We start from the raw sequence: 26,155 nt of genomic DNA on the forward strand, positions 1-26,155 counted from the left end.
ATCGGCCGATTTCTCCAAACCTTCAATTTGCCAGGGTTTTTGGCCGCATTTCCCGCGATCTGATGCCGGCCTGATGCTCCGCCGAGCTTGAAAATCGACGCTTGACCGACGTCAAACGCTGTGCAGCAAGGCCTGGGCGGCGCGGACCAGGCTGGCCGAGCCACCGTCTTCCAGTGCGAGCACCGGGGCATGATCGAGCTGACGATAGCTGTTGCGCAGCGAGCGCTCGTAGCCGGGGTCGTAGTGCAGGCGCATCAGCTCGGCGAACAGGCCGGCCCAATCGCCATCGCGCGCGGCCTGCTGCCAACGTGCAACGGTTTCCTTGCCCCGCAACTCGGTCAGGGCCTGCAGCTTGGCGCAAAAACCGTCCACGTCGTCGGCAAAGTGACCGTAGTCCTCCAGCAGCAGCCGGACCCGTGCAGGTTCGGGCATGTCCACCCACCAGCACTGGCCCTGCTCGCGCATCGCCTGATGCAATTGCTCGGGCACGCGCAATTGGCCAATCTTGCGGCTTTCGCTTTCCAGGTACAGGGGCTTGCTGGCATCCAGGCCGCGCAGTGCCTGCCAGATCAGCGTCTCAAAGCGCTTCTGGCCGGGCTGGGGCTGGTCGGGCAGGCCGCCCAGCACCGATCCGCGGTGGCAGGCCAGGCCCTCCAAGTCCAGGATCTGGCCGCCCTGTTGGCCCAAGGCCTGCAACAGCCGGGTCTTGCCCGAGCCGGTGCGGCCGCAGAGCACGCGCAGCCGGGCGGTGATGGGCAGCGTCTCCAGATCGTGGCGCACCTGGGCGCGGAAGGCTTTGTAGCCACCGGTCAGCTGGCGGCTGTTGAAGCCGATCTGGCCCAGGAACCAGGCCATGGCGCCTGAGCGCTGGCCACCGCGCCAGCAATAGACCAGGGGCTTCCAGCCCTTGGGCATATTGGCGACCTCGCGGTCGATGTGGGCGGCGATATTGCGTGCCACCATGGCCGCGCCGACCTTGCGGGCCTCGAAGGCCGAGATCTGCTTGTACATGGTGCCGACAATGCGCCGCTGTTCATCGTCCAGTACCGGCCAGTTGACGGCACCGGGCAGATGGTCTTCGGCGAACTCGGACGGGGAACGCACGTCGATGATCGCGTCGAACGGCTGCGCCAGTGCCTCGGCAATGCCGATCGGGGTGCTGCTCATAGGGTTGGCGAGACCGCGTCAAGCAGCTCGCTCTCGATCTGCAACTGCGCCCGGTTCTGCTGCAGGGCCGCGCCATCGACGAGAAAGGTGTCCTCGACCCGCTCGCCCAGGGTGGTGATCTTGGCCAGTTGCAGATTGATCTGGTGCTGCGCCAGCACGCGGGCGATCGCGTAGAGCAGGCCGGTGCGGTCGCTGGTGCTGATGCTCAGCAGCCAGCGCTGGGCGCGCTCGTCGGGCCGCAGCGAGATGCGCGGCGTGAACGGGAAGGACTTGACCCGCCGTGACAGACGCCCCTTGCGCGGCTCGGGCAGCGGCCCCTGGGCCTTCAGCGCCAGGCTCAGCTGCGACTCGACCAGGGACACCAGGTCGCGGTACTGCAGGTCCAGGTCGGGGCTGATGACCTGGAAGGTGTCCAGCGCAAAGCCGGTGCGGGTGGTGTGCACCTTGGCGTCAAGAATGTTGAAACCGGCGCCGTCGAAATAGCCGCAGATGCGGGCGAACAGATCGGGCCGGTCGGGCGCATAGACCAGCACCTGCAGGCCTTCACCGACCGGCGAGGGCCGGGCGCGCACCACTGGCACCTCGCTCTGCACATGGCGCCACAGCGCCCGCGCATGCCAGGCCAGGTCGGCCGCGTCATGGCGTGCGAAGTAGCTCAGCTCCAGCGTCTGCCACAGCGGCGTCTCTGTGTCGGGCAGCATCGAATGCAGGGCCAGCATATGGCGGGCGTCCTGCTTGCGGGCCTCGATCTCGGCGTCGGCATTGGGCTTGGCCCCGCCCAGGGCGCGCAAGGTCGAGCGGTACAGCTCCTCCAGCAGCTTGCCCTTCCAGGCATTCCAGACCTTGGGGCTGGTGCCGCGGATGTCGGCCACCGTCAGCAGGTAGAGCGCCGTCAGCCAGCGGGCGTTGCCGACGGTGGCGGCAAAGCCCTCGATCACCTCGCTGTCCGACAGATCTTCCTTTTGCGCGATGCGCGACATCGTCAGATGGCCCTTGACGAGGAAGGCGATCAGCTCGGTGTCTTCCTTGGCGATGCCGTGCTCGCGGCAGAAACGCCGCACCTCGACGGCGCCCAATTCGCTGTGGTCACCGCCGCGGCCCTTGGCCACGTCGTGGAACAGCGCCGCGATATAGAGCACCCAGGGCCGGTCGAACTGGGCCGCCAGCTGCGAGCAGAACGGGTACTCGTGTGTGTGCTCGGGGATGAAGAAGCGCCGCACATTGCGCAGCACCATCAGGATGTGCTGGTCCACCGTGTAGACGTGGAACAGGTCGTGCTGCATCTGGCCGACGATGCGCCGGAACACCCACAGATAGCGTCCCAGCACCGAGGTCTGGTTCATCAGCCGGAAGGCATGGGTCTGGCCCTCGGGTTCCTGCAGCATCTGCATGAACAGCGCGCGGTTCTGCGGGTCGCGGCGGAAGTCAGCCCCCATCAGCGCGCGGGCGTTGTAGAGCGCGCGCAGCGTGCGGGCCGACAGGCCCTTGATGCCCGGCGTCTGCTGGTACAGCAGAAAGGTTTCCAGGATCGCGTGCGGGTGCTCGGTGTAGAGCTCGTCGCGGTCCACCTCCAGCATGCCGGCCCGGTCGAGGAAGTGCGCGTTGATGCGGCGCATCGGCGCGTCCTGCGAGCCGTTGATGCGCTCCTCGATGTTCAGCATCAGGATCTGGTTCAGCTGCGTCACCGCCTTGGCCGCCCAGTAGTAGCGGCGCATCAGCATCTCGGAGGCGCGCAGCGTCTTGGTCGACTGGTAGCCGAAGCTCTCGGCCACCGCCGTCTGCAGGTCGAACACCAGCCGGTCCTCGCGGCGGCCGGCGACCATGTGCAGGCGGGCCCGTATCAGCTTGATCAGGCCCTCGTTGCGCTGCAGCTGCTTGACCTCGAACGGCGTGATCAGCCCGCGCCCGCACAGCTCGCCCCAGCTCTTGCCCAGGCCCGCGCCACGGGCCAGCCACATCACCACCTGCAGATCACGCAGGCCGCCGGGGCTTTCCTTGCAATTGGGTTCCAGCGAGTAGGGCGTGTCCTCGAACTTGGTGTGGCGCTGGCGCATTTCCAGCGTCTTGCCGCGCAAGAAAGCCTTGGCGTCCAGCGCCTGGGCATGCTGGCCGCGAAACTCGCGGAACAGGCTGCGCGAGCCGCACAGAAAGCGCGACTCCAGCAGCGAGGTCTGCACCGTCAGGTCGCGTTCGCCCTCCTGCAGGCATTCGTCGATGGTGCGCACCGAGGAGCCGATCTCCAGGCCGATGTCCCAGCAGGCGGTGATGAAGCCCTCTATCGAGGCCCGTGTCGCGGCATTGGTCAGCGCCTTGCCCGAGGGCAGCAGCACCAGCACGTCGACGTCGGAGTAGGGGTAGAGCTCGCCGCGACCATAGCCGCCGACTGCGATCAGGGTGGCGTGGGGCGGCATCACCGCGTGCTGCCACAGCTCGAACAACGTGCCGTCGACATGGCGGCTCAGCGCGCGCAGCAAGCGCAGCGCGGCCGGCGCGGTGGCCCGCGAGGCGCGGAAGTGCTGGATCAGCGCCTGCTTGCCCTGGCGGAAGCTCTGCCGCAGCGCGGCCACGCCGTGCTGGGCCCGGGCGGGATCAGTGCCGGTGGTCACCACGGGCTCGGCCATGGGCCGCCTCAGGTCGCGGCGGCGGTGATGAAGGCGGGCGGGGGCGGACTGCCGGCCGAGAGTGTCAGCACCTCGTAACCGGTCTCGGTCACCAGCACCGTGTGTTCCCACTGGGCGGAGAGGGACCGGTCCTTGGTGACAATGGTCCAGCCATCGCCCATCTCGCGGATCTCGCGCCTGCCGGCATTGACCATGGGCTCGATCGTGAACACCATGCCGGGCACCAGCTCTTCCATCGTGCCGGGGCGGCCATAGTGCATGACCTGGGGCTCTTCATGGAACTTGCGGCCTATGCCATGGCCACAGAACTCGCGCACGATCGAGAAGCCGAGATTCTCTGCAAAGGTCTGGATGGTGTGGCCGATATCGCCCAGGCGCATGCCCGGCTTGACCTTGGCAATGCCCTTCCACATCGACTCGTAGGTCATCTGGCACAGGCGCCTGGCGGCGATCGAACCCTCGCCGACGACGAACATGCGGCTGGTGTCGCCATGCCAGCCGTCCTTGATCACGGTCACGTCGATATTGACGATGTCGCCATTCTTCAGCGGCCTGTCATTCGGGATGCCGTGGCAGACCTGGTGGTTGATCGAGGTGCAGATCGACTTGGGGTAGGGCGTGTAGCCCGGCGGCGCATAGTTCAGCGGGGCCGGAATGGCCTGCTGAACGTTGAAGATGTAGTCGTGGGCCAGTTTGTCGAGCGCCTCGGTGCTGATGCCGGGCACGACATGGGGCGTCAGCATGTCCAGGACTTCGGAGGCCAGGCGTCCGGCCACGCGCATGCCGTCAATGTCGGCGCCGGTTTTGATCGTGATCGTCATGGGGCGGATTATCTCTCATGGCGCCTGCCGGGCAGGTTTGCGGGCTTGCCGCGCCGCTACCCCGTAAAATCCCGCACTTCTCCAGGCCCACCCACATCGGGACCCCATGGCTCACAAGCATCTGAATCACTTCGAAGGCGGTAACGCCCTGTCCGCCTTTCGCGCCCAGGCGCTGCTGCCCCGGCTGCAGACCGTCAATGAGCGCATCACCGCCATCGATGCCCGCCATGTGCACTGGGTCTGGAGCGACGAGGCGCTGGAGCGCCCGGAACTCGACAAGCTGGCCGCTCTGCTGAGCTATGGCGACGCCTATGCCGGCAGCACCGAGGGCACGCTGGTGGTGGTGGCGCCGCGCCTGGGCACGGTCTCGCCCTGGGCGTCGAAGGCCACGGACATCGCCCACAACTGCGGGCTGAATGTGCACCGCGTCGAGCGCGTCACCGAGTTCCGCCTGACACTGAAGACCGGCCTGCTGGGTGGCGTCAAGACCTTGACCGAGCAGGAACTGCTGGACTGTGCCGCGCTGCTGCACGACCGCATGACCGAGAGCGTGCTGCTGGCCCGCGACGACGCTCAGCACCTGTTCGACGACAAGGTCGGCCAGGCGATGGAATGGGTGGACGTGCTGGGCCTGGGCCGCGCGGCGCTCGAAAAAGCCAACAGCGATTTCGGCCTGGCCCTGTCGGCCGACGAGATCGACTACCTGGAAGCCGCCTTCATCAAGCTCAAGCGCAATCCCAGCGATGTCGAGCTGATGATGTTCGCCCAGGCCAACTCCGAGCACTGCCGGCACAAGATCTTCAACGCCAGTTTCACCATCGATGGCGTGGCGCAGGAGCGCTCGATGTTCGGCATGATACGCAACACCCATGCGCTGGCACCCCAGCACACGGTGGTGGCCTATTCGGACAATGCCTCGGTGATGGAGGGCGGGCCGATCGAACGCTGGGCGCCCATGGGCTATACCAACGCGCCGCAGTACGGGGCGCGCAACGAGGTGGCCCATGTGCTGATGAAGGTCGAGACGCACAACCACCCGACCGCCATCTCGCCGTTCCCGGGCGCCTCGACCGGCGCCGGCGGCGAAATCCGTGACGAGGGCGCGACCGGCCGCGGCTCCAAGCCCAAGGCGGGCCTGACCGGCTTCTCGGTCTCCAACCTCTATCTGCCGGGCACCAACGAGCCCTGGGAGCAGCAGCCCTACGGCAAGCCCGGCCATATCGCCAGCGCGCTGCAGATCATGATCGACGGCCCGCTGGGTGGCGCCGCCTTCAACAACGAATTCGGCCGCCCGAACCTGGCCGGCTACTTCCGCGTCTACGAGCAGAACGTGGCCGGCGTGATGCGCGGCTATCACAAGCCCATCATGATTGCCGGCGGTCTCGGCCAGATCAGCGCCGGCCAGACGCACAAGATCGAGTTCCCTGCAGGCACGCTGCTGATTCAGCTGGGCGGCCCGGGCATGCGCATAGGCATGGGTGGCGGTGCGGCCAGCTCGATGGCGGCCGGCGTCAATGCCGCCGAGCTGGACTTCGACTCGGTGCAGCGCGGCAACCCGGAGATCGAACGCCGTGCGCAGGAGGTCATCAACCATTGCTGGGGCCTCGGCGAGGCGAACCCCATTCTGGCCATCCACGACGTCGGTGCCGGCGGCATCAGCAATGCCTTTCCGGAGTTGGTGGACGGCGCCGGCATGGGCGCACGCTTCGATCTGAGCAAGGTGCCGCTGGAAGAAACCGGCCTGGCGCCCAAGGAAATCTGGTGCAACGAGAGCCAGGAGCGCTATGTCATCGCCATCGCGCCCGAGAGCTTGGCCGTGTTCCAGGCCATGGCCGAGCGCGAGCGCTGCCCGTTCGGCGTGGTCGGCGTGGCCACCGAGGCCAAGGGCCTGATTCTGGAAGACGGCGAGGGCGGCGAACGCGCCATCGACATGCCCATGGACGTGCTGCTGGGCAAGCCGCCCAAGGTGCACCGCGACGTCAAGCGGGTCGAGCGCACCGCGCCGGCCCTGGATCTGACCGGGCTCAAGCTGGACCAGCTCGCGTTCGACGTGCTGCGCCACCCGACCGTGGCCAGCAAGCGCTTCCTGATCACCATCGGCGACCGCACGGTGGGCGGAATGAACCACCGCGACCAGATGGTCGGCCCCTGGCAGGTGCCGGTGGCCGATTGCGCGGTCACGCTGGCCGACTATGCGGGCCTGCGCGGCGAGGCGATGAGCCTGGGCGAGCGCACGCCGCTGGCAGCACTTGATGCACCGGCCTCGGGCCGCATGGCGGTGGCCGAGGCCCTCACCAATCTGCTGGCTGCGCCGTTCCAGCTGGAGCGGGTCAAGCTCAGCTGCAACTGGATGGCCGCCTGCGGCGAACCGGGTGAAGACGCGGCGCTGTACGACACCGTCAAGGCCGTCGGCATGGAGCTGTGCCCGCTACTCGGCATCAGCGTGCCGGTGGGCAAGGACAGCCTGTCGATGCGCACGCGCTGGACCGACGCCGGCATCGAGAAGCAGGTCACCGCGCCGGTGTCCCTGATCGTCACCGCCTTTGCCTCGCTGGACAGCATCGAAGGCACCTTGACGCCGCAGCTGAAGGTTGGCGACACGACCCTGCTGCTGGTGGACCTGGGCGCGGGCAAGCACCGCATGGCCGGCTCCATCCTGTCCCAGGTGCTGAACCAGAGCGGCGATGTGGTGCCCGATCTGGACGATGCCGATGCCTTGAAGCGCCTGATCGGCGCCGTCAATCAGCTGCGCGAGCGCGGCCAGATCCTGGCGTACCACGACCGCAGCGACGGCGGCCTGTGGGCGGCGGTCTGTGAAATGAGCTTTGCCGGCCATCGCGGCGTCAGCCTGAACGTGGACATGCTGGTGACCGAGAGCGATGGCATCGCCGACAGCCGCGCCGACCATGGCGACTCGAAGAACTGGGCCGCCCAGGTCAGTGCGCGTCGTGAAGAACTGACCCTGAAGGCCCTGTTCAACGAGGAGCTGGGCGTGGTGCTGCAGGTGGCGACTTCGCATCGCGACACCGTGCTGCAGACCTTGCGCGAGCACGGCCTGTCCAAGCACAGCCATGTCATCGGCAAGCCCAATGACACCGGCATTGTCGAGGTCTGGCGCGACGCCAAGCAGATCTTCCAGGCGCCGCTGGAGACGTTGCACAAGAGCTGGGACCAGGTGTCATGGCAGATCGCCCGCCTGCGCGACAACCCGAGCTGTGCCGATGCCGAGCACGCCGCCGCCGGCGCCGCCAACGATCCCGGCCTGCATCAGCATCTGAGCTTCGACGAGGCCGTCAACCCGGCCGCGCCCTTCATCGGCAAGGCCCGCCCCAAGCTGGCCATCCTGCGCGAACAGGGCGTCAACTCGCATGTCGAGATGAGCTATGCGATGGACCAGGCCGGCTTCGACACCTTCGACGTGCACATGAGCGATCTGCAGACCGGCCGCGCGCGGTTGGACCAGTTCCAGGGCTTCGTCGCCTGCGGTGGCTTCAGCTATGGCGACACCCTGGGTGCCGGCGAGGGTTGGGCACGCTCGGTGATGTTCAACCCGGTGCTGACCGAGCAGTTCGCCGCCTTCTTCGCCCGCCAGGACACGCTGGCGCTGGGTGTCTGCAACGGCTGCCAGATGATGGCGGCACTCGCCCCCATCATCCCTGGCGCCGAGGCCTGGCCCCGCTTCACCCGCAACAAGAGCGAGCAGTACGAGGCCCGCCTGGCCATGGTCGAGGTGCTGGACAGCCCGTCCGCCTTCTTCCAGGGCATGACAGGCAGCCGGCTGCCTATCGCCGTGGCCCACGGCGAGGGTTATGCCGACTTCTCGCAGCGCGGTGATGCCGACAAGGTGATCAAGGCGCTGCGCTTCGTTGACAACTTCGGTGCCGCCACCGAGGCCTATCCGTTCAACCCGAACGGCAGTCCCGGCGGCCTGACCTCGGTGACCACCGCCGACGGCCGTTTCACCGTGCTGATGCCGCATCCGGAGCGGGTGTTCCGCAACGCGCTGATGAGCTGGACGCCCGGCGACATCAACGAGCAAAGCCCGTGGATGCGGATGTTCCGCAATGCGCGGGCGTTCCTCGGCTAGTTCGTCAGTTCCGGCGCCACTCGCGGCATCCGGAACACAAACCGGCAGCCCTGGCCCGGGGCGCTGTGCAGCTCGACCTGGCCGCCGAGCACGCCGGTGACGATGTTGTAGACGATGTTCAGGCCGAGACCGGTGCCGCCACGGCCCATCTTGGTGGTGAAGAAGGGGTCGAAGGCGCGGCGGCGGACTTCTTCGCTCATGCCCACGCCGTCGTCCTCGACGACCAGCTCGTAGTCCTGCTCTGACAGGGCGCGGGCGCTGATGCGCAGCAGGCCCTGCTCGCGGCCCTCGAAGCCGTGCAGCAGCGCGTTGAGCATCAGGTTGCTGAGCACCTGACCCAGCGGGCCAGGGAAGCCGTCAAGGGGATCTTCCAGCTCGATCGCAGTTTCGATGCGGTAGGGCGTTGACTTCCAGCGCGCCCGCATCAGGCTCAGCACGTCATCGACCACCGACTGCAGCGTGAAGCGGCGGCGCTGCACGCTGGTCTGATCGACCGACAGCTGCTTGAAGTGCGCCACCAGCTCGTTGGCCGTGCCCAGGCCATGGAGCATGATCTTGGCGGCCGTGCCGGCGTCCTCCAGATAGGCCTCCAGTACCGAGCGCCGCAGGCTGTTGTCGGCAAAATGGCGGCGCACCTCCCGGGTGCGCTCGTCCATCGTCGATGCGGTGGTCAGGCAATTGCCCAGCGGCGTGTTGAGCTCATGGGCCACGCCTGCCACCAGCGAGCCCAGCGCGGCCATCTTCTCGGAGCGCAGCAGCTCGTCCTGGGCCTGGCGCAGATGGGCGAGCGCCTCGCTGAGTTCGGCCGTGCGGGCCTGCACCCTTGACTCCAGCTCGGCATTGAGCTGGCGCAATTGCTGCTCGGCCTGGCGCTGCGCGCTGATGTCGCGGGCCACGCCCAGAAAACCCAGCGGGCTGCCGTCGGGTGCGCGCACATGGGACACGCTCAGCGACACGGCCAGCGGGTGCCCATCCTTGTGGCGGTAGGTCCACTCGCGGGTTTCGCTGCCTTGCTCGGTGGCCCTCAGCACAAAGGTCTCGAAATCCTCCACCTTGCGACCCACCTCGATGCTGAGCTCGGCGGCACGGGCCGTGACCTCATGCTGCAGATGCAGCAGGGCCGGATTACGGCCCAGCATCTCATGCTCGGCATAGCCCAGCATGCGCTCGGCGCCGCGGTTGAACAGAATCATGCGGCCTTCCATGTCGGTGGCGATGATGGCGACCTCGACCGCAGCATCCAGCACCGCCTGCAGCCGGTCACGGGCCTGCAGCAGGGCTGTCTGCGATTCACGCAAGGCGGCCTCGGCCCGCTTGGCCGCGGTGATGTTGCGGCCGGTGCCACGATAGCCCTGGAAACGGCCCTGGGCGTCGAACACCGGCGCACCCGACACACTCACGTAGCGCAGCTCGCCGTTGCCGGTGTGCTGGGCATATTCGAAGTCGCGGAACGGTTGACGCCGCAGCAACAGCGCGCGGTGCTCCTCCCAGTCGGTGCCGGGCATCAGATTGGGCGAGTCCCAGCGCAAATGGCCCAGCACATTCTGCGAGGGCACCTCGGTGGACTCCTCTGCGGCACGTGACACAAAGGTGAAGCGCAGATCGGCATCCTGCTCCCAGACCCAGTCGCTGGCCAGCGCCGCCATGCTGCGAAATCTGGCCTGCGACTCTTCGAGCTGCTCCCGCGCCACGCGCCCCTGCTCGATCTCGTCAAACAGGGCCGCGTTGCGCTGGCGCAGCGCGAGCTGCTGGCGCATCAGCAGGGCCAGCAGGGCGCTGACCAGGGCGCCACCCAGCAAGGCGGCCAACACATCGGGGGCCAGCCAGTTCGATGCGGTCTGCCAGCCGCCCTGGGGCACCGCCAGCAGGGCCCAGTTGGCGCCGGGCAGCTGCGCCATCTGTATCACCGGCGCACCATCCCGCATCGCGACCGGACCCCATAGGTGTTTGCCGGGGCGGCCCGGCGTATCGGCCTCGAACAGGGCCAGCTCCAGCGGGCCCCTGTCGCTCAGGCCGCTGCTGGCCACGAATTGCTGCAGATCGGCCACCACCGACACCACGCCCCAGTAGCGCCGGCCCTCGGGAAGCGTGGCGTCGCGCAGAAACACCGGCGTGCGCTGGATGATGCCCTGGCCACCCTGGATCAGCTTCAGCGGCGCCGCAATCACCGGCCGCCCCAGCCGGCGGGCCTCGCGCACCTGCTGCCATTGCTCGGGCAGGCGGCGATAGTCCAGGTTCAGCACCTGCTCATTGCCCTGCAGCGGGAAGACATGGCGCACCACGTCATCAGGTGCGGCGCTGACGCTGCGGATATGGGGCAGGTGCTTGATGGCCCGGGCGATCAGGTCGGCGAAACGCTGGGCCGAAAGATCGCCATCGAGCTGGATCATGGCCTCCAGGCTCTGGGTCGGGCTGAACGTGGCCTGGGCGGTGGCCTCCAGCTTCAGTCGCAGCAGGGCCAGCTCGGCCTCGACCCGGCTGCGCGCCTGCGCCACATCGTTCTGCTGGTGCAGGCGCAGCAGCACGATCACGATCAGCACGGTCAGGGCAGCGCTCAGCAGCACCGGCCAGTATGCCCATGGCCTTCCTGGCCAGAGGGCCGGAACGGGCTGGGGCGGCGGTGGGCGGGTCATCCTCGGCGCATGTCGGGGGGCTTGGGTTCAAGGTATCACAGGCTGCGGCTAGACTGCCCCGGTGTTGACCCCTGCCCGCCACATATATCAGCCCCTGACACCGAACCACGCGCAGCCGCGCCACGCACGGCTGGACGTTTTGCGTGGCCTGGCCATGCTGTGGATGACGCTGTTCCACTTCGGCTTTGACCTGAATCACTTCGGCTGGATTCGCGCAGACTTCTACCGAGACCCGTTCTGGACCTGGCAACGCACCTGCATCGTCAGCCTGTTCCTGCTCTGTGCCGGCATCGGCCAGGCGGTGGCGGTGGGCCAGGGCCAGTCCTGGCCCCGCTTCTGGCGCCGCTGGGGGCAGGTGGCCGTATGCGCGCTGCTGGTCTCGCTGGGCTCGTGGCTGATGTTCCCGCGCAGCTTCATCAGCTTTGGCGTCTTGCATGGCATGGCGGTGATGCTGTTGCTGCTGCGCTGGGCCGCGCCGCGGTTGCCGACGGTCCTGCTGGTGGCTCTGGCGCTGCTGGCCCTGGCCGCTCCGAGTCTGTGGCAGCACCCCTGGTTCGACACCCGCTGGACCAACTGGCTGGGCCTGATCACCCACAAGCCGGTGACCGAGGACTATGTGCCGGTGCTGCCCTGGCTGGGTGTGATGCTGCTGGGGTTTGTGCTGGGCCGCTGGCTGACCGCCCGCGCGGCCTGGCTGGAAGGCCCTGTGCCGCGCGGGCTCTCACCGCTGGCCCGGCTGGGCCGCTGGTCGCTGAGCTACTACATGCTGCATCAGCCGGTGCTGATAGCTGCACTGTCGCTGCTGCAGTGGCTGCGGCTACCATAGCGCATGAGTGCTCAAAAAATCCTGTTCGGCTTCCATGCCGTGACCGTGCGGTTGAAGACCGCCCCCCAGTCGATCGTCGAAGTCCATGTCGACGCCACGCGGCGCGACCAGCGCATGCGTCAGTTCGTCGAGCGCGTCAAGGAGTCCGGCGTCAAGCTGTTCGACAGCGACGATGACCGCCTCAACAAGATCTGCGGCAGCAGCCGCCACCAGGGCGTGGTGGCCCGGGTGCAGGCCCTGGCCCAACAGCATTCGCTCGACGATGTGCTGGACGCCGTCGAGGGACCGCCGCTGCTGCTGGTGCTGGACGGCGTGACCGATCCGCACAATCTGGGCGCCTGCCTGCGGGTGGCCGATGGTGCCGGAGCGCATGCGGTGATTGCGCCCAAGGACAATGCGGCCGGCATCAATGCCACGGTGGCCAAGGTGGCCAGCGGCGCGGCCGAGACCGTGCCCTACTTCATGGTCACCAACCTGGCCCGGACCTTGAACGAGCTGAAGGAGCGCGACATCTGGGTCATAGGCACCTCGGACACCGCCACCAAATCGCTGTACGAACTGGACCTGAAGGGTCCGGTGGCCCTGGTGCTGGGCGCTGAAGGGCATGGCATGCGTCAGCTGACCGGCAAGACCTGCGACGAACTGGTGCGCGTGCCGATGAAGGGGGCGGTCGAGAGCCTGAATGTCTCTGTGGCCGCGGGCGTGTGTCTGTACGAGGCGCTGCGCCAGCGGGAATCGCGCGAGGCCTGATCCATGCCGATGCGCGAGCAGGCCCGGCTGGCCATTCAAGCGGCCCACGAGGCAGTTGCCGCGGCCGGACGCATCGTCGTGCTCAGCGGCGCCGGCATGTCCAGCGAGAGCGGCATCCCGACCTTTCGCGATGCGCAGACCGGCCTCTGGGCTCGCTTCGACCCGATGCAGCTGGCCAGTACCGAGGGTTTTCGCTCCGATCCGCGCCTGGTGTGGGATTGGTACGCGGAACGCCGCGCCGGCGTGCGCGCCGCCGTGCCCAATGCCGGCCATCTGGCGCTGGCCCGCTTTGCCGCCGCGCGCCCGGGCCGTTTGCAGATCATCACGCAGAATGTCGACGACCTGCATCAGCGCGCTGGAAGCCCCGATGTGATACGCCTGCATGGTGACATCCTGCAAAGCCGCTGGCTGGACCCCTGCCGGGCCCCAGAACCCTGCGATCCGGCCACCGCCGAACCCGAGCGGCCGCCGCATTGCACGCAATGCGGCAATCTGCTGCGGCCGGCGGTGGTCTGGTTTGGCGAGCAGCTGCCGCCCGATGCACTGACCCGCGCCGAGAGCCTGGCCCGGCAGTGCGATCTGATGCTGGTGGTCGGCACCTCGGGCACCGTCTATCCGGCTGCGGGCCTTGCCAGCCTGGCGCGTGACGCCGGGGCCATGGTCCTCATCGTCAACCCCCATGCCAGCGATCTGGACGCGGTGGCCCATCAGTGCCTGCGCGGCACGGCCGCGGCGGTGCTGCCGCTGTTGTTCGGGGACTAAACTCGGCCCATCGCAGACCCATCAAAGACACCACCATGTCCGTCATCGAAGTCCACCACCCGCTCGTCAAGCACAAGATCGGCCTGCTGCGCGAGGACAATATCTCGACCAAGAAGTTCCGCGAGCTGACCGGCGAGATCGCCCGCCTGCTGGCCTACGAGGCCACTGCCGACTTCCCGCTGGAGAAGACCACGCTGCAGTGCTGGAGCGGCCCCACCGAGGTGGACCAGATCTCCGGCCGCAAGGTCACCGTGGTGCCGATACTGCGGGCCGGCCTGGGCATGCTGGACGGCGTGCTGGACATGATCCCGAATGCCAAGGTCAGCGTCGTCGGCCTGTCGCGCAACCATGAGACCCTGCAGCCCGAGCACTATTTCGAGAAGTTCGTCGGCCATCTGGACGAGCGCACCGCGCTGATCGTCGACCCGATGCTGGCCACCGCCGGGTCGATGATAGTGACCATAGATCTGCTGAAGAGCCGTGGCTGCAAGGACATCCGGGCCCTGGTGCTGGTGGCTGCGCCCGAGGGGGTCAAGGCCCTGCAGGCCGCCCATCCCGATGTGCGCTGCTGGACGGCGGCCATCGACAGCCATCTGAACGAGATCGGCTACATCATCCCGGGCCTGGGGGACGCCGGCGACAAGATTTTCGGAACCAAAGAGGGTTGAACTTGTAGCCCGGCTGCAATCCGGGGCCCCGGATTGCATCCGGGCTACACGAGTCCCAATGCCCCGACCACCCCACCAAGCAGCACCAGCCACACCGGGCTGATCCGCGTCTTCAGCATCATCCCCACCGTCACCGCCAGTAGCACCAGCACCGCCGCCGGCCGCGAGCTGTCGCGCAGATAGGGCGTGGCCAGCACCCAGCCGGTGGCGATCAGCAGACCCAGTATCAAGGGCGCCAACCCTTGCGTGAAGGCACGCACGCCGCGGGTCTCGCGCCGCGCGCGGCCCCAGCGGGTGGCGACCAGGGCCAGGGTGGTGGAGGGCAGCAGGATGCCGGCCATTGTCGCCAGCGCGCCCAGCGGGCCGGCCACATTCCAGCCGAGCACGGCAACGAACAGGATGTTGGGCCCGGGCGCGGCCTGGGCCAGCGCGATCGAGCTGCTGAACTGGGTGTCGCCTATCCATTGGTGCTCAACGACCAGGTAGCGGTGCATCTCGGCCGTGGTGGTGATGGCGCCACCGACGGCCAGCATCGACAGCAGCAGGAAGTGCCCGAACAGCTGCAGCAGGTCGGCCGGGCTCAGCACTGCGATCGGCGTCATGGCCTGAGCCTCGTCCAGGCGGCGAACATCGCCAGACTGCCCAGGCCCAGGATGACCCAGATCAGCGGCAAGCGCAGCAGCGCAATGGCGGCAAAGGTCAGCACCGCCAGGCCCAGGCACAGGGTCAGGCCCAGCACATTGAGCTTCAGTGAGGGCAGCAGCTTGATGCCGGTGGCCAGCACCAGGCCGGCCGCCACCACGCCCATGCCGCGCAGGGCGCCGGCCACCACCGGCCGGCTCGACAGCTCGCCATACAGGGCGGCCAGGCCCAGCACGATGAAGGAGGGGAACAGCAGCATGCCCGCGCAGGCGGCAAAGGCGCCGCGCCAGCCGAAGAAGCGGTCGCCGACCATCAGCGACATATTGACGATGTTCGGCCCGGGCAAGACCTGGCCCACAGCCAGCAGCTCGACGAATTCGGCCTGGCTCAACCAGCCCAAGCGCTCGACCAGCTCGCGCTGGGCCACCGGCAGCACACCTCCAAACCCCTGCAGCGCCAGCCGGTTGAAGGCCCAAAACAGGACCCAGGTAGATGCCGGGCCCGGATGCGCCGGTTCAATCAACGCAGAACCTTCAGTGCGTCCGGATTGACGATATTGCTGGGCGTGCCATTGACGAAGTTGACGACGTTGTCAAAGGCGGCGTTGAAGTAGAGCTCGTAGCTGTCCTGCTCGACGTAGCCGATATGCGGCGTGCAGACGGCGTTTTCCAGGCGCAGCAGCGGGTGACCCTGCAGTATCGGTTCGCTCTCGAACACATCGACGGCGGCCATGCCGGGGCGGCCGCGGTTCAGCGCCGAGACCAGGGCGTTCTCCTGCAGCAGCTCGGCGCGCGAGGTGTTGACGAACAGCGCCGCAGGTTTCATCCGCGACAGGTCTTCGAGGCTGATCATGCCGCGCGTGTCCTCGTTCAGGCGCAGATGCAGGCTCAGCACGTCGCAGGTCTCGAAAAAGGCCTCGCGGGTGTCGGCGCCCTGGTAGCCGTCGGCCACCGCCTTGGCCCTTGAGGCCTCGCTGCCCCAGACCAGCACCTGCATGCCGAAGGCGCGGCCGAAGCCGGCCACCATCTGGCCGATCTTGCCGTAGCCCCAGATGCCCAGGGTCTTGCCGCGCAGCACCATGCCGACGCCAAAATTGGGCGGCATGCCGGCGGCCTTGAGCCCCGACTGCTGCCAGGCACCGTGCTTGAGGTTGCCGATGTACTGCGGCAGGCGCCGCATCGACGCCATGATCAGCGCCCAGGTCAGTTCGGCCGGCGCCACCGGCGAGCCGACGCCCTCGGCCACCGCGATGCCCTGGCGCGTGCAGGCGTCCAGATCGATGTGCGAGCCGATGCGACCGGTTTGCGAGATCAGCTTGAGTTTGGGCAGCTTTTCGAGCAGTTGGCGCGGGAACTGGGTGCGTTCGCGTATCAGCACCAGCACGTCGGCGTCGCGCAGGCGCACCGACAACTGGCCTATGCCCTTGACCGTGTTGGTGAAGACCTTGGCGTTCAAGGGCTCCAGCTTGCTGGCGCAGTGCAGCTTGCGCACCGCGTCCTGGTAGTCGTCGAGGATGATGATATTCATGGTGTGTAGGCTGCATTCTGCCCGCACCTTGAGGCCTTCTCGACGCGCGCTGCACAAAAGGCGACGACTCGTTACCATCTCGCGCACCTCAAACCCACGGAGACTTCCATGACCATTTCCATGTACTCAGCCAGCGTACCGGTATTCGTCAAACTGCTGAGCAATACCTTGAAGTGGCTGGACAAGGCCGAACAACACGCCGAGGCGAAGAAGTTCGACACCAGCGTCTACCTGGGCCTGCGTCTGGCGCCCGATATGCTGCCGTTCACGCGCCAGATCCAGATCGCCAGCGATGCCGCCAAGGGTTGTGTGGCGCGGCTGGCTGGCATCGAGAACCCTAAGTGGGAAGACAAGGAAGCCAGCCTTGCCGAGTTGCGCGAGCGCATCAGCAAGACGATCGCCTTTGTGCAATCGGTGACGCCGGCGCAGATCGATGGCTCGGAGCAGCGGGCGATCGAGATCCCGACACGCGCCGGCGAACCGCTGCGCTTTGACGGCGAGACCTATCTGAAGCACTACGCGCTGGCCAACTTCAACTTCCACCTGAGCATGACCTATGCCCTGCTGCGGCATGCGGGGGTTGACCTGGGCAAGAAGGATTTCCTGGGGGGTTGAGGCCGGGCCGGTCGGAGAGCTCAGGCGCTCTTCATCGGAAACACCCGCGCCAGCGCTTCCTGCAGCGCCTGGCGGTGCTGGTCGCCGCGCAGATGGTCCAGCGGCAGGCTGGCCAGCAGGCGGGTGTGCATCAGCCACAGTTCGATCGGCTCGGCGGCCTGGCGCACATATTCCTGCAGCGCCTGGCCCTCGCTGCCCTGCACCTCGGCCGCGGCGCGCATGAAGCTCATCTTCAGATCAACGAAGCCGCGACGGGCACCTTGGCGGGCACGTCGCTCGTCGGGCCTGCCCACCTTGGCGAAAGTCCAGGGCGGCAGGAAGGCGGGAATGTCGCGCAGTGTCAGTTCCATGCTCATGTCCATTGCGTGCTCCTCGGGTATCGATGAGGTCGGTGTCGGACTCAGTGGCGGATTCGTCGGCCCGACCGGCCAGCCCCCGGCCGGGCCGGGAACATCTGATTGATGCCGTGCATGCGCAACTCGGCCTCGCCCTGATCGTGGGCGCGGGCCACCATGTTGTAGACGGCCGGGCGCAGATGCCAGAGGTCGCGCAGCGAACGGCTGCGCTTGATGCGCGCCAGCAGGGCCTCGACGTCGTCGCGGTGGATGTCGTCCAGTTGGGCGATGAAGCGTGCCCGCATCACGGGCAACTCGTCATGGGCACCGATGCCTCGGCTGTGGCCTATGGCATCCCAGGCGTCGGTCTCACCGGGCATCCAACGCAGCAGGGTCTGGAAGAAGGAGTCGCCCCGGTACAGCGACGGCGGGTTGATGCTGGCCTGCCAGCGGCCAATGTCGGCGCGTTCGCGCGTCGGCGGGGCGGTGGGGCGAAGCCAGCGGGTCAGCAATCGATTCAGCATGAGCGGATTCTGGGCAGGCGGGCCGGACCCTGAAAGGCCGAATAGCCGCCCAATGAGGGGCCAGATTTCGTGACAAATGGCATAAGCACCGATGCGCGGGCCGCGCGTCGCCGCTAGGCTGGCAGTTCAAGTACAGAGGGGAAGCTATGCGTTGGTTGCGTCGTTTGGCGGTCGTGGTGCTGGTTTTGCTGCTGTGCCTGGCCCTTGCCTTCTGGCTCTACAGCCGTCAGGTCTTGCCCATGACCGAGGGGGTGCTGACGGTGTCAGGGCTGAAGGCCCCGTTGACGATAGCGCGAGACGCCCATGGCATCCCGAGCATCAAGGCCGACTCGATGGAGGATCTGGTCTTCGGCCTCGGTTTCGTCCATGCGCAGGACCGGCTCTGGCAGCTGCAAACGCACAAGCGCATCGGCTCGGGCCGCTTGGCCGAGGCCTTTGGCGAGGCGGCGCTGGAGAGCGACCGCTTTCTGCGCGCGCTGGGCGTGCGGCGCGCCGCCGCCGCGCAATGGGCGCTGGCCTCGCCGGAGAGCAAGGCCTTGTTGACCGCCTATGCGGCCGGTGTGAACCGCTATGTGCGCAGCCATCTGGGCGCCCGGCCTCCGGAGTTCCTGATACTGGGTCTGCAGCCCGAGGACTGGGAGCCGGTGGACAGCCTGGCCTGGAGCATCATGATGGCCTGGGACCTGGGCGGCAACTGGACCACCGAGCTGCAGCGCATGCGCCTGGCGCTGAAGCTGCCGGTGGAGCGCATCAACGAGCTGATTCCGCCCTATCCGGGCGAGAAGGCACTGGCCACGGCCGACTATGCCGCGCTGTACCGCGACCTCAAGATCGATGGCGAGCTGGGCCAGCAGGCGCTGAACAGCGCGCCGCCCTCCGGCATCGAAGGTGTGGGCTCCAACAACTGGGTCGTGCATGGCAGCCACACGGTCAGCGGCAAGCCGCTGCTGGCCAATGACCCGCACCTGAAGCTCAGCGCCCCGGCGCTGTGGTACTTCGCCCGGCTGGAGGCTCCCGGCTTCAAGCTGGCGGGCGCCACCCTGCCGGGCCTGCCGCTGGTCGTGCTGGGGCAGAACCAGCACATCGCCTGGGGCTATACCAATACCGCGCCCGATGTGCAGGATCTCTATCTGGAGCGCATCAAGCCCGACGACGCGAGCCAGTACCAGACGCCGAACGGCTGGGCGGCATTCACCACCTTGACCGAGACGATCAAGGTCAAGGGCAAGCCCGATGTGCAGATGACGCTGCGCAGCACGCGGCACGGCCCGGTGATCTCGGATGCCGGTGTGACCGAGGGGCTGCTCGGCCCGAAGGGCAAACCGAGCTATGCGCTGGCGATGCGATGGGTGGCGCTGGAGCCCGAATTCGACGCCGTGGCCGCCGGTCTCGCGATGAGCCGCGCGAACTCGGTGCAGGACTATGTCAAGGCCTCGGCCGCCTGGCTGGCGCCGATGCAGAACATGGCCGTGGCCGACCGTGATGGCCATATCGGCATGGTCGCGGCCGGCAAGGTGCCGATACGCAAGCCCGAGCATGACCTCAAGGGCTTGGTGCCGGCGCCGGGCTGGGACGCGCGCTATGACTGGGCCGGCTTCATCCCCGCCGCCGAGACGCCGCGTGAGATCGACCCGCCGCGTGGCTGGATTGCCACCGCCAACCAGCGCATCCACGGGCCCGACTATCCGCACTATCTGACCAGCGAATGGGCAGCACCCTATCGTCAGCAGCGCATCGAGCAGCTGCTGCAGGCGACGGCCAGGCACGATCTGGCCAGTCTGCGGGCCATCCAGGCCGATCAGCTGTCGCTGGGCACCTTGAAGCTGCTGCCCTATCTGCAAAAGGCGAAGTCGAACCATCCGCTGGCCGCGGCCGCCCAGGCCCAGCTGCAGGGATTTGACGGTGTGCTGGGTGCCGATCATGTGGCGCCGACCCTGCTGTGGGCCTGGTCCCGCCAGCTGACCCTGGGTCTGTTCACCGAGAGGGTGGGCGGTGACGCGGCGATGCAGAAGCTGCTCGGTGCACGCAGCTTCCGTGATGCGCTGGAGCTTGTGCTGGAGCGCAACGATACGTGGTGGTGCAAGACCGATTGCCCATCTCAGATCGACGCCGCCTTCACTCGCGCACTGGATGAATTGCAGGGGCGCTTGGGCGGCGATGTCGCCAACTGGCGCTGGGGCAGGGTGCATCTGGCCCGGTCCGAGCACCGGCCGTTCAGCCGCGTCAAGCCCTTGGCGGGCTGGTTCGAAACCCGGGTGGCCGTGGGTGGAGACGCATTCTCCGTCAACGTCTCCCGCGTCAGCCAGCGACCGGATCCCACCACCGGGGAGCTCTACCTGGACGAACACGGTCCGTCGCTGCGGGCGCTGTACGACCTGGGCGATCTCCGCCGCTCGCGCTTTGTGCACTCGACGGGGCAGTCCGGCCTGCCGTTCTCGCCGCATTACCGCGACTTCGTGGCCACCTGGGCCAAGGTGGAGGATGTGCCGCTGTGGGGCGACGGCCAGCCGGGCAGGGTGCTGAGCCTGCAGCCTGCGCCTTAAGAGCTGGCGTCAGAAATTGCACTCCGACCCTATTTAAGGGGCTCAAGGCGGGGGGCGGCTTGCCGATACAGGGTGGGATTAGCTGCGCTTTTGCAGCCCTAATCCCGTGGCCGCTCCGGCCGGCTCGCTCCTAACATGGAGGGGTACTCGCTCCCACGCCCTGACCCATGGACACTCTTGCTGCTATGCCCACCGCGCCCATCGAGCCCGAGCCTCCGGTCAACCCTGCAGGGCAGCTGCCGCTGGGTGACCTGATCGCCCGCGCCCAGGCGCTCAGCGACGGTGGCATGGCCGAGGCCTCGGCCAAGCTGTACGAGGAGTGGATTGCCAGCACCGATTCGCCCTACCGCCATGTCGCCTGCTTCAACTGGGGCACGGTGCTGGGCAATCTGCACCGCCACGCCGAGGCCGAGAAGGCCTACCGTCACGCGCTGGAACTGAACCCCGATTTCCCTCAGGCCCGCCTGAACCTGGGCCATCAGATCGAGCACCTGCACCGTCCCGACGAGGCCCTGGCCGAGTGGCGCCAGGTGCTGGACATGACGGCCAACGGCGGCCCGGCCGTGCTGGAGTTTCGTCTCCATGCGCTGAACAACAGCGCGCGGCTGCTGGAACTGCTGCGCCGCCTCGACGAGGCCGAACAGCTGATGGTCGAGAGCCTGAAGCTCAAGTCCGACCAGTCGGACGTGATCCAGCACTACGTCCATATCCGCCAGAAGCAGTGCGAATGGCCGCTATACCAGGCGGTGGGCGAGGTCACGCAGAACCAGCTGCTGCTGGGCACCTCGGCCCTGGCCACGCTCAGCGCCACCGACGACCCCGCGCTGCAGCTGCTGGCGGCGCAGCGCTTCGTCAACGAGCGCATCAAGAAGCCCGCCACACCGCCGCTGCACGAGGTGTTCGCGGCGCGCACGCCGCGCAGCGGCAAGGTCAAGATCGGCTATCTGTCCGGTGACCTGTGCATGCACGCGGTGGGCCTGCTGACCCCCGAGCTGTTCGAGCTGCACGACCGCAGCCGCTTCGAGGTCTATGGCTTCTGCTGGAGCCGCGAAGACGGCACCGCCCAGCGCCAACGCATCCTCGGCGGCATGGACCAGGTGTTCCGCATCGGCGGCCTGGACGACAACAGCGCCGCCCGGCTGATCGCCCAGATGGGCGTCGATGTGCTGGTGGACCTGCAGGGCCTGACCAATGGCGCCCGGCCCGTCATCCTGGCGCACCGCCCGGCGCCGATACAGGCCGGCTATCTGGGCCTGCCGGCGACCTCGGCCCTGCCCGGCGTGGACTGGATCATTGCCGACCGCTTCGTGATGCCGCCCGAGTCGCTGCGCTACTACACCGAGAAGCCGCTTTACGTGCCCACCTGCTACCAGGTCAGCGACCGCAAGCGCGATGTCGCGCCGACGCCGACCCGGGCTCAGTACAACCTGCCCGAGGACGCCTTCGTCTTCTGCTCGTTCAACAACAACCACAAGTTCACCGAAGAGGTGTTCCACAGCTGGATGCGCATCGTCAAGGCGGTGCCCAACAGCGTGCTGTGGCTGCTGGCCGACAACCCCTGGGCCCAGGCCAATATGCTGGCGGCTGCCCAGGCCCATGGTGTGGCGCCCGAGCGGCTGATCTTTGCGCCCCGGGTCACGCCGGCCGAGTACCTGGCCCGCTTCCAGCTGGCCGATCTGTTCCTGGACACCTTCCCCTTCAACGCCGGCACCACGGCCAGCGATGTGCTGTGGATGGGCACACCGATACTGACCCGCTCCGGCCGCACCTATATTTCACGGATGGCCGGCAGCCTCCTGACCCATGTCGGACTGCCCGACCTGATCACCCACAGCCTGACCGAGTACGAGCAGCGCGCGGTGCAGATCGGCAACAACCCGCTGCGCGCCAAGTCCTACAAGCGCTACCTGACCGAGCAGGGCCGCAACTCGACGCTGTTCGATATTCCGCGCCTGGTGCGCGATCTCGAGAACGAGTTCGAACGGATGGCACTGGAGCGTCGCGCGGCCTGAAATCCGGCCCGCAACCTGAATCACGATGTCAGACCAAGACTTCTTCGACCCTCAAGCCCCGGGCTCTGCGCCCGAGGCCGGGCCTGCGCGCGACGATCCGCTGGCGCAGGCACTGAGCTGGTTGACCAAGCACCATGGTCGGGCGCGTTCGGTCGAATCGCTGCTGGCCGGCATGCCGATGGAGGGGCCGTTGGGGCCCGACCAGGCGATGCGGGTGCTGCGCGAGGCCGGTTTCAATGCTGGCATGGTGCAGCGGCGCATTGCCGACATCCACAGCCTGCTGCTGCCGGCCGTGCTGCTGCTGAACAATGGCGACGCCTGCGTGCTGGTGCGCCGCATCGAGGGCCAACCGGGCCAGCTGCAGTCCTACGAGGTTGTGTTTCCCGGTCCGCAAAGCCATAGCTGCGTGGCCGAGGCGTCCGATCTGGAGGCCGAGTACACCGGCTTCGTGCTGCTGGCCTCGCCGCAGCTGGTCGGGCCCGGTGCCGTGCCCAGCGCGGCCAGCCTGAACCAGTCGGGCGGGCATTGGCTGTGGAGCACGATGAAGCGCTTCCTGCCCTATTACCGGGCCTCGCTGATCGCCGCGCTGCTGACCAATGTGCTGATGATGGTGACCGGCCTGGTGACCTCGGTGATCTACGACAAGGTGATTCCGCACCAGGCCATGGTCACGCTGTGGACGCTGGCCACCGGCGCCTTCATTGCCCTGGTGTTCGACCTGATCGCGCGCCAGCTGCGCAGCCATCTGATCGACCTGGCCGGTCGAAAATCGGACCTGATCATCGGCTCGATGTTGTTCCGCCATACGCTGGGCGTGCGCATGGAGCACCGGCCCACCTCGGCCGGCACCTATGCCCACCATCTGGCCCAGATCGAACTGGTGCGAGAGTTCTTTGCCTCGGCCTCGCTGTCGGCGCTGTCCGATTTGCCTTTCGTGATCCTGTTCGTCGCGATGACCTTCATCATCGGCGGCCCGCTGGGCTGGGTGCTGGTGATCGCGATACCGATCATCATGATCCTGGCGGTGGTGATTCAAAGCTCGCTGCGCCGCTCGATGCGCGCCAATATGGCCCAGCAGGCCGATCTGCAGGGCGTGCTGGTCGAGGCGGTCGAGGGCCTGGAAGACCTGAAAGCAGCGGGTGCCGAGGGCCGCTTCCTGCGCCATTACGAGACCAGCACGGCCATTGCCGCCGAGGCCTCGATGCGTGCCCGCTCGATGTCGAGCTGGAGCAATAACGTCACCGCCGCGCTGCAGCAGCTGATCACCATGGTGATGCTGGTCTGGGGCGTCTATCTGATCAAGGACGGCCAGATCACCTCCGGCGCGCTGATCGGCGGGGTGATGTTCGCCGGCCGCGCGATCGGCCCGCTGGGCAGCGTGGTGGCCCTGGCCACGCGCTACCAGGGCGCACGGGCCGCGCTGCTGTCGCTGGACTCGATGATGGACAAGCCGGTGGAGCGCGAGCCGGGCCGCAACTATGTGGGCCTGCCGCAGTTCAACGGCCATATGGCCCTGCAGGAGGTCAGCTTCGCCTACCCGATGACCGGCACCGACAACCCTCCCCAGGTGCTGAAGGGCGTCAGCATGCGCCTGAACCCGGGTGAGCGGGTGGCGATTCTGGGGCGCATCGGCAGCGGCAAATCAACGATTCTGCGGCTGCTGGCCGGCCTCTATCTGCCCACCGAGGGCCGGGTCGAGGTCGATGGCGTCGATCTGCGCCAGATCGATCCGGCCGAGTTCCGCAGCAAGGTGGGATTTGTGTCGCAGGAGCCGCGGTTGTTCCACGGCACGCTGCGCGAAAATGTGCTGCTGGGCCGGGCCAGTGCGGACGCCTCGCAGCTGACCGAGGTCGCTCGGCTGACCGGCCTGGACCGCCTGGTCGCCTCACATCCGCTGGGCTGGGACCTGCCGGTGGGCGAGATGGGTGCGCTGCTGTCCGGCGGCCAGCGCCAGCTGGTGGCCCTGGCCCGCTGCCTGGTCACCAAGCCGCAAATCCTGCTGATGGACGAGCCGACCAGCTCGATGGACGCACAGTCCGAGATTGCCTTCCTGCGCCAGCTGAAAGATGCCGCCGGCAGCTGCACCCTGGTGATGGTGACGCACCGGCCCGCCGTGCTGGAACTGGTGGCCCGCCTGATGGTGGTCGACGCCGGCCGCGTCGTGCTCGACGGTCCCAAGGACCAGGTGCTGGCCGCGCTGTCGGGCCAACGCCCGGCCACGCCGACACCGGCCGCGCCGAATGTGCATATGCACCCGTCCGCGCAGCCGCAGCAGCGTGAGGCGACGCTCTGAGCCATATGTTCTGGCGCTCCAAACCCGCTTCCAGCAACCCCGCCATCGTGCGCGGTGATGCCGCCTTTCTGACCGGCGTCCATGCGGCGCAGATCGATGAAGCCCTGCCGCGTTCCAGCTGGGCGCTGTACCTGATGCTGATCATCGTCGTCAGCGCGATTGCCTGGGCCTCGGTGACCAAGGTCGAGGAGATCACCCGCGCCGACGCACGCATCGTGCCCGATGGCCGCGAGCAGCTGATCGCGAGTCTCGAGGGCGGCATCCTGCGCCAGCTGCTGGTCAACGAGGGCCAGCGGGTCGAGGCGGGGCAGGAGCTGGCCCTGCTGGACCCGACCCGCGTCGAGGCGCAGCAGAACGAAAGCCAGGCCAAGCGCCTGGCGATGCGCGCCACCGTGGCGCGACTCACGGCCGAGGCCAATGGCACGCCCTTGAAGTTTCCGCCCGATGTGGCCCAGGCCAAGAGCATCGTCGACGGCGAAACGGCCGCGTACAACGCCCGCCGCCATCTGCTGGACGAGGCGGCCGGCGGCAACAACCGCAGCATCGGCCTGTTGCAGCGCGAGCTGAGCATGTCGCAGGCAATGGCCTCCAAGGGCCTGATCTCGGACGTCGAGGTGATGCGCCTGAGCCGCCAGGTCAACGAGCTGCAGCAACAGCGCAACGAGCGCATCAACCGCTTCCGCCAGGACGCCAGCAGCGATCTGGTGCGGGTGCAGACCGAGCTGTCGCAGCTCGATGAGCAATTGGTGGTGCGCGAGGACGTGATGCGCCGCACCGTGCTCAAGTCACCGGTGGCCGGCCTCGTGAAGAACATCCGCGTCAACACCACCGGCGGCGTGGTCGCCGGCGGCGCACCGATCATGGAAATCGTGCCGCTGGGGCCGCGGGTGATGATAGAGGCGCGCATCAAGCCCAAGGACATCGGCTTCGTGCGCGTAGGCCAGCATGCCGAGATCAAGGTCACCGGCTATGACTACAACGTCTATGGCGGTCTCAAGGGCACGGTGCAGTACATCAGCCCCGATGCCCTGGGCGACACCGAAAAGGGTGGCGGCTACTACCGCGCCATGGTGCCGGCCGAGATCTCGACGCTGCGCTTCAAGGGCAAGGAACTGCCGGTGATTCCGGGCATGACCGGCACCTTGGAGATCAAGACCGGCGACCGTACCGTGCTGAGCTTCCTGCTGCGGCCGGTGATGAAGTCCCAAGAGGCTTTGCGCGAGCGTTAGTCAGCTGCCTCGGGAGAGGTGGCGCACGTTATCGGCAGCTTGCCGGCGCAATTGAGGCGTGATTACCCTTGAAGTCCGGGCATCGGCCGGAGCCGCCCCA

At 67.3% G+C, this 26,155-nt stretch carries 19 protein-coding genes; 10 read left to right on the forward strand and 9 right to left on the reverse strand.

Annotation, left to right across the window (positions count from 1 at the left end; all coding sequences use genetic code 11):
• Positions 1 to 111: 111 nt before the first annotated feature.
• The 3 genes from mnmH to map are packed head-to-tail and all read right to left on the reverse strand — an operon-like array spanning position 112 to position 4,609.
• A complete protein-coding gene (mnmH, locus tag DES47_RS18120; RefSeq protein ID WP_133702117.1) occupies positions 112 to 1,167 on the reverse strand; it encodes a tRNA 2-selenouridine(34) synthase MnmH in 1,056 nt (351 codons plus the stop codon).
• Positions 1,164 to 3,788 (reverse strand): [protein-PII] uridylyltransferase, encoded by a 2,625-nt coding sequence (locus tag DES47_RS18125; protein ID WP_133702118.1) that lies wholly within the window; start codon positions 3,786 to 3,788, stop codon positions 1,164 to 1,166. The genes mnmH and DES47_RS18125 overlap by 4 nt, the downstream gene beginning before the upstream one ends.
• A gap of 8 nt (positions 3,789 to 3,796) precedes the next feature.
• Positions 3,797 to 4,609 (reverse strand): type I methionyl aminopeptidase, encoded by an 813-nt coding sequence (gene map, locus DES47_RS18130; protein ID WP_133702119.1) that lies wholly within the window; start codon positions 4,607 to 4,609, stop codon positions 3,797 to 3,799.
• Positions 4,610 to 4,715: 106 nt separating this feature from the next.
• On the opposite strand from map, the gene purL reads away from it, so the two are divergent.
• Positions 4,716 to 8,696 carry a phosphoribosylformylglycinamidine synthase gene (purL, locus tag DES47_RS18135; RefSeq protein ID WP_133702120.1) on the forward strand — a complete coding sequence of 1,327 codons (3,981 nt, stop codon included), beginning with the start codon at positions 4,716 to 4,718 and terminating at the stop codon, positions 8,694 to 8,696.
• Here the strand turns inward: purL and DES47_RS18140 are convergent.
• A complete protein-coding gene (locus tag DES47_RS18140) occupies positions 8,693 to 11,260 on the reverse strand; it encodes a PAS domain S-box protein (RefSeq protein ID WP_166652058.1) in 2,568 nt (855 codons plus the stop codon). The two genes, purL and DES47_RS18140, sit on opposite strands and share 4 nt — an antisense overlap.
• Positions 11,261 to 11,390: 130 nt before the next feature.
• Here DES47_RS18140 and DES47_RS18145 point away from each other — a divergent pair, with 130 nt between their 5' ends.
• From DES47_RS18145 to upp, 4 genes are read left to right on the forward strand one after another with little or no spacing between them, the layout of a single operon-like run.
• Complete coding sequence (locus DES47_RS18145) at positions 11,391 to 12,155, forward strand: acetyltransferase domain-containing protein (RefSeq protein WP_425057451.1); 765 nt, start codon at positions 11,391 to 11,393, stop codon at positions 12,153 to 12,155.
• 3 nt (positions 12,156 to 12,158) lie between these two features.
• Positions 12,159 to 12,905, forward strand: coding sequence for a 23S rRNA (guanosine(2251)-2'-O)-methyltransferase RlmB (rlmB, locus tag DES47_RS18150; protein ID WP_133702122.1), 747 nt, complete (start codon positions 12,159 to 12,161; stop codon positions 12,903 to 12,905).
• A gap of 3 nt (positions 12,906 to 12,908) precedes the next feature.
• Complete coding sequence (locus DES47_RS18155; RefSeq protein WP_425057452.1) at positions 12,909 to 13,667, forward strand: SIR2 family NAD-dependent protein deacylase; 759 nt, start codon at positions 12,909 to 12,911, stop codon at positions 13,665 to 13,667.
• 35 nt (positions 13,668 to 13,702) lie between these two features.
• Positions 13,703 to 14,335 (forward strand): uracil phosphoribosyltransferase, encoded by a 633-nt coding sequence (gene upp, locus DES47_RS18160; protein WP_133702123.1) that lies wholly within the window; start codon positions 13,703 to 13,705, stop codon positions 14,333 to 14,335.
• A 44-nt stretch (positions 14,336 to 14,379) separates the two neighbouring features.
• Here the strand turns inward: upp and DES47_RS18165 are convergent, their stop codons facing one another.
• The 3 genes from DES47_RS18165 to DES47_RS18175 are packed head-to-tail and all read right to left on the reverse strand — an operon-like array spanning position 14,380 to position 16,504.
• Positions 14,380 to 14,937, reverse strand: a complete 558-nt coding sequence (locus DES47_RS18165) for a chromate transporter (RefSeq protein ID WP_133702124.1) — start codon at positions 14,935 to 14,937, stop codon at positions 14,380 to 14,382.
• Positions 14,934 to 15,500, reverse strand: a complete 567-nt coding sequence (locus DES47_RS18170; RefSeq protein WP_133702125.1) for a chromate transporter — start codon at positions 15,498 to 15,500, stop codon at positions 14,934 to 14,936. Before DES47_RS18170 ends, DES47_RS18165 begins: the two co-directional genes overlap by 4 nt.
• Positions 15,497 to 16,504, reverse strand: a complete 1,008-nt coding sequence (locus tag DES47_RS18175) for a D-2-hydroxyacid dehydrogenase family protein (protein ID WP_133702126.1) — start codon at positions 16,502 to 16,504, stop codon at positions 15,497 to 15,499. The genes DES47_RS18170 and DES47_RS18175 overlap by 4 nt, the downstream gene beginning before the upstream one ends.
• A 108-nt stretch (positions 16,505 to 16,612) precedes the next feature.
• On the opposite strand from DES47_RS18175, the gene DES47_RS18180 reads away from it, so the two are divergent.
• Entirely contained in the window at positions 16,613 to 17,119 is a 507-nt protein-coding gene (locus DES47_RS18180; protein ID WP_133702127.1) for a DUF1993 domain-containing protein, read from the forward strand.
• A gap of 20 nt (positions 17,120 to 17,139) precedes the next feature.
• Here the strand turns inward: DES47_RS18180 and DES47_RS18185 are convergent, their stop codons facing one another.
• Both DES47_RS18185 and DES47_RS18190 read right to left on the reverse strand, forming a co-directional pair.
• Positions 17,140 to 17,469 (reverse strand): hypothetical protein, encoded by a 330-nt coding sequence (locus tag DES47_RS18185; protein WP_133702128.1) that lies wholly within the window; start codon positions 17,467 to 17,469, stop codon positions 17,140 to 17,142.
• A gap of 50 nt (positions 17,470 to 17,519) precedes the next feature.
• On the reverse strand, positions 17,520 to 17,978 hold the full coding sequence (locus tag DES47_RS18190; protein WP_133702129.1) for a hypothetical protein: 459 nt from the start codon (positions 17,976 to 17,978) through the stop codon (positions 17,520 to 17,522).
• Between the two features lie 146 nt (positions 17,979 to 18,124).
• Between DES47_RS18190 and DES47_RS18195 the strand changes: the two genes are divergently transcribed.
• From DES47_RS18195 to DES47_RS18210, 4 genes are all read left to right on the forward strand, one after another.
• A complete protein-coding gene (locus DES47_RS18195) occupies positions 18,125 to 20,521 on the forward strand; it encodes a penicillin acylase family protein (RefSeq protein WP_133702130.1) in 2,397 nt (798 codons plus the stop codon).
• Positions 20,522 to 20,688: 167 nt separating this feature from the next.
• A complete protein-coding gene (locus tag DES47_RS18200) occupies positions 20,689 to 22,533 on the forward strand; it encodes an O-linked N-acetylglucosamine transferase, SPINDLY family protein (RefSeq protein ID WP_133702131.1) in 1,845 nt (614 codons plus the stop codon).
• 25 nt (positions 22,534 to 22,558) lie between these two features.
• Positions 22,559 to 24,826, forward strand: a complete 2,268-nt coding sequence (locus tag DES47_RS18205) for a type I secretion system permease/ATPase (protein ID WP_133702132.1) — start codon at positions 22,559 to 22,561, stop codon at positions 24,824 to 24,826.
• A gap of 5 nt (positions 24,827 to 24,831) precedes the next feature.
• Positions 24,832 to 26,055 carry an HlyD family type I secretion periplasmic adaptor subunit gene (locus tag DES47_RS18210; RefSeq protein ID WP_133702133.1) on the forward strand — a complete coding sequence of 408 codons (1,224 nt, stop codon included), beginning with the start codon at positions 24,832 to 24,834 and terminating at the stop codon, positions 26,053 to 26,055.
• The last annotated feature ends 100 nt before the right edge of the window (positions 26,056 to 26,155 follow it).

It is taken from the genome of Roseateles toxinivorans, assembly GCF_004362525.1.
GTDB lineage: Bacteria > Pseudomonadota > Gammaproteobacteria > Burkholderiales > Burkholderiaceae_C > Paucibacter > Paucibacter toxinivorans.

Bases quoted from the DNA above. Each gene is read 5' to 3' on its own strand.
- DES47_RS18190 (WP_133702129.1), bottom strand. From the start codon at position 17,978: ATGCTGAATCGATTGCTGACCCGCTGGCTTCGCCCCACCGCCCCGCCG.
- DES47_RS18205 (WP_133702132.1), top strand. From the start codon at position 22,559: ATGTCAGACCAAGACTTCTTCGACCCTCAAGCCCCGGGCTCTGCGCCC.
- upp (WP_133702123.1), top strand. From the start codon at position 13,703: ATGTCCGTCATCGAAGTCCACCACCCGCTCGTCAAGCACAAGATCGGC.
- DES47_RS18175 (WP_133702126.1), bottom strand. From the start codon at position 16,504: ATGAATATCATCATCCTCGACGACTACCAGGACGCGGTGCGCAAGCTG.
- DES47_RS18195 (WP_133702130.1), top strand. From the start codon at position 18,125: ATGCGTTGGTTGCGTCGTTTGGCGGTCGTGGTGCTGGTTTTGCTGCTG.
- purL (WP_133702120.1), top strand. From the start codon at position 4,716: ATGGCTCACAAGCATCTGAATCACTTCGAAGGCGGTAACGCCCTGTCC.
- rlmB (WP_133702122.1), top strand. From the start codon at position 12,159: ATGAGTGCTCAAAAAATCCTGTTCGGCTTCCATGCCGTGACCGTGCGG.
- DES47_RS18200 (WP_133702131.1), top strand. From the start codon at position 20,689: ATGGACACTCTTGCTGCTATGCCCACCGCGCCCATCGAGCCCGAGCCT.
- map (WP_133702119.1), bottom strand. From the start codon at position 4,609: ATGACGATCACGATCAAAACCGGCGCCGACATTGACGGCATGCGCGTG.
- mnmH (WP_133702117.1), bottom strand. From the start codon at position 1,167: ATGAGCAGCACCCCGATCGGCATTGCCGAGGCACTGGCGCAGCCGTTC.
- DES47_RS18125 (WP_133702118.1), bottom strand. From the start codon at position 3,788: ATGGCCGAGCCCGTGGTGACCACCGGCACTGATCCCGCCCGGGCCCAG.
- DES47_RS18185 (WP_133702128.1), bottom strand. From the start codon at position 17,469: ATGGAACTGACACTGCGCGACATTCCCGCCTTCCTGCCGCCCTGGACT.
- DES47_RS18165 (WP_133702124.1), bottom strand. From the start codon at position 14,937: ATGACGCCGATCGCAGTGCTGAGCCCGGCCGACCTGCTGCAGCTGTTC.
- DES47_RS18210 (WP_133702133.1), top strand. From the start codon at position 24,832: ATGTTCTGGCGCTCCAAACCCGCTTCCAGCAACCCCGCCATCGTGCGC.
- DES47_RS18180 (WP_133702127.1), top strand. From the start codon at position 16,613: ATGACCATTTCCATGTACTCAGCCAGCGTACCGGTATTCGTCAAACTG.
- DES47_RS18155 (WP_425057452.1), top strand. From the start codon at position 12,909: ATGCCGATGCGCGAGCAGGCCCGGCTGGCCATTCAAGCGGCCCACGAG.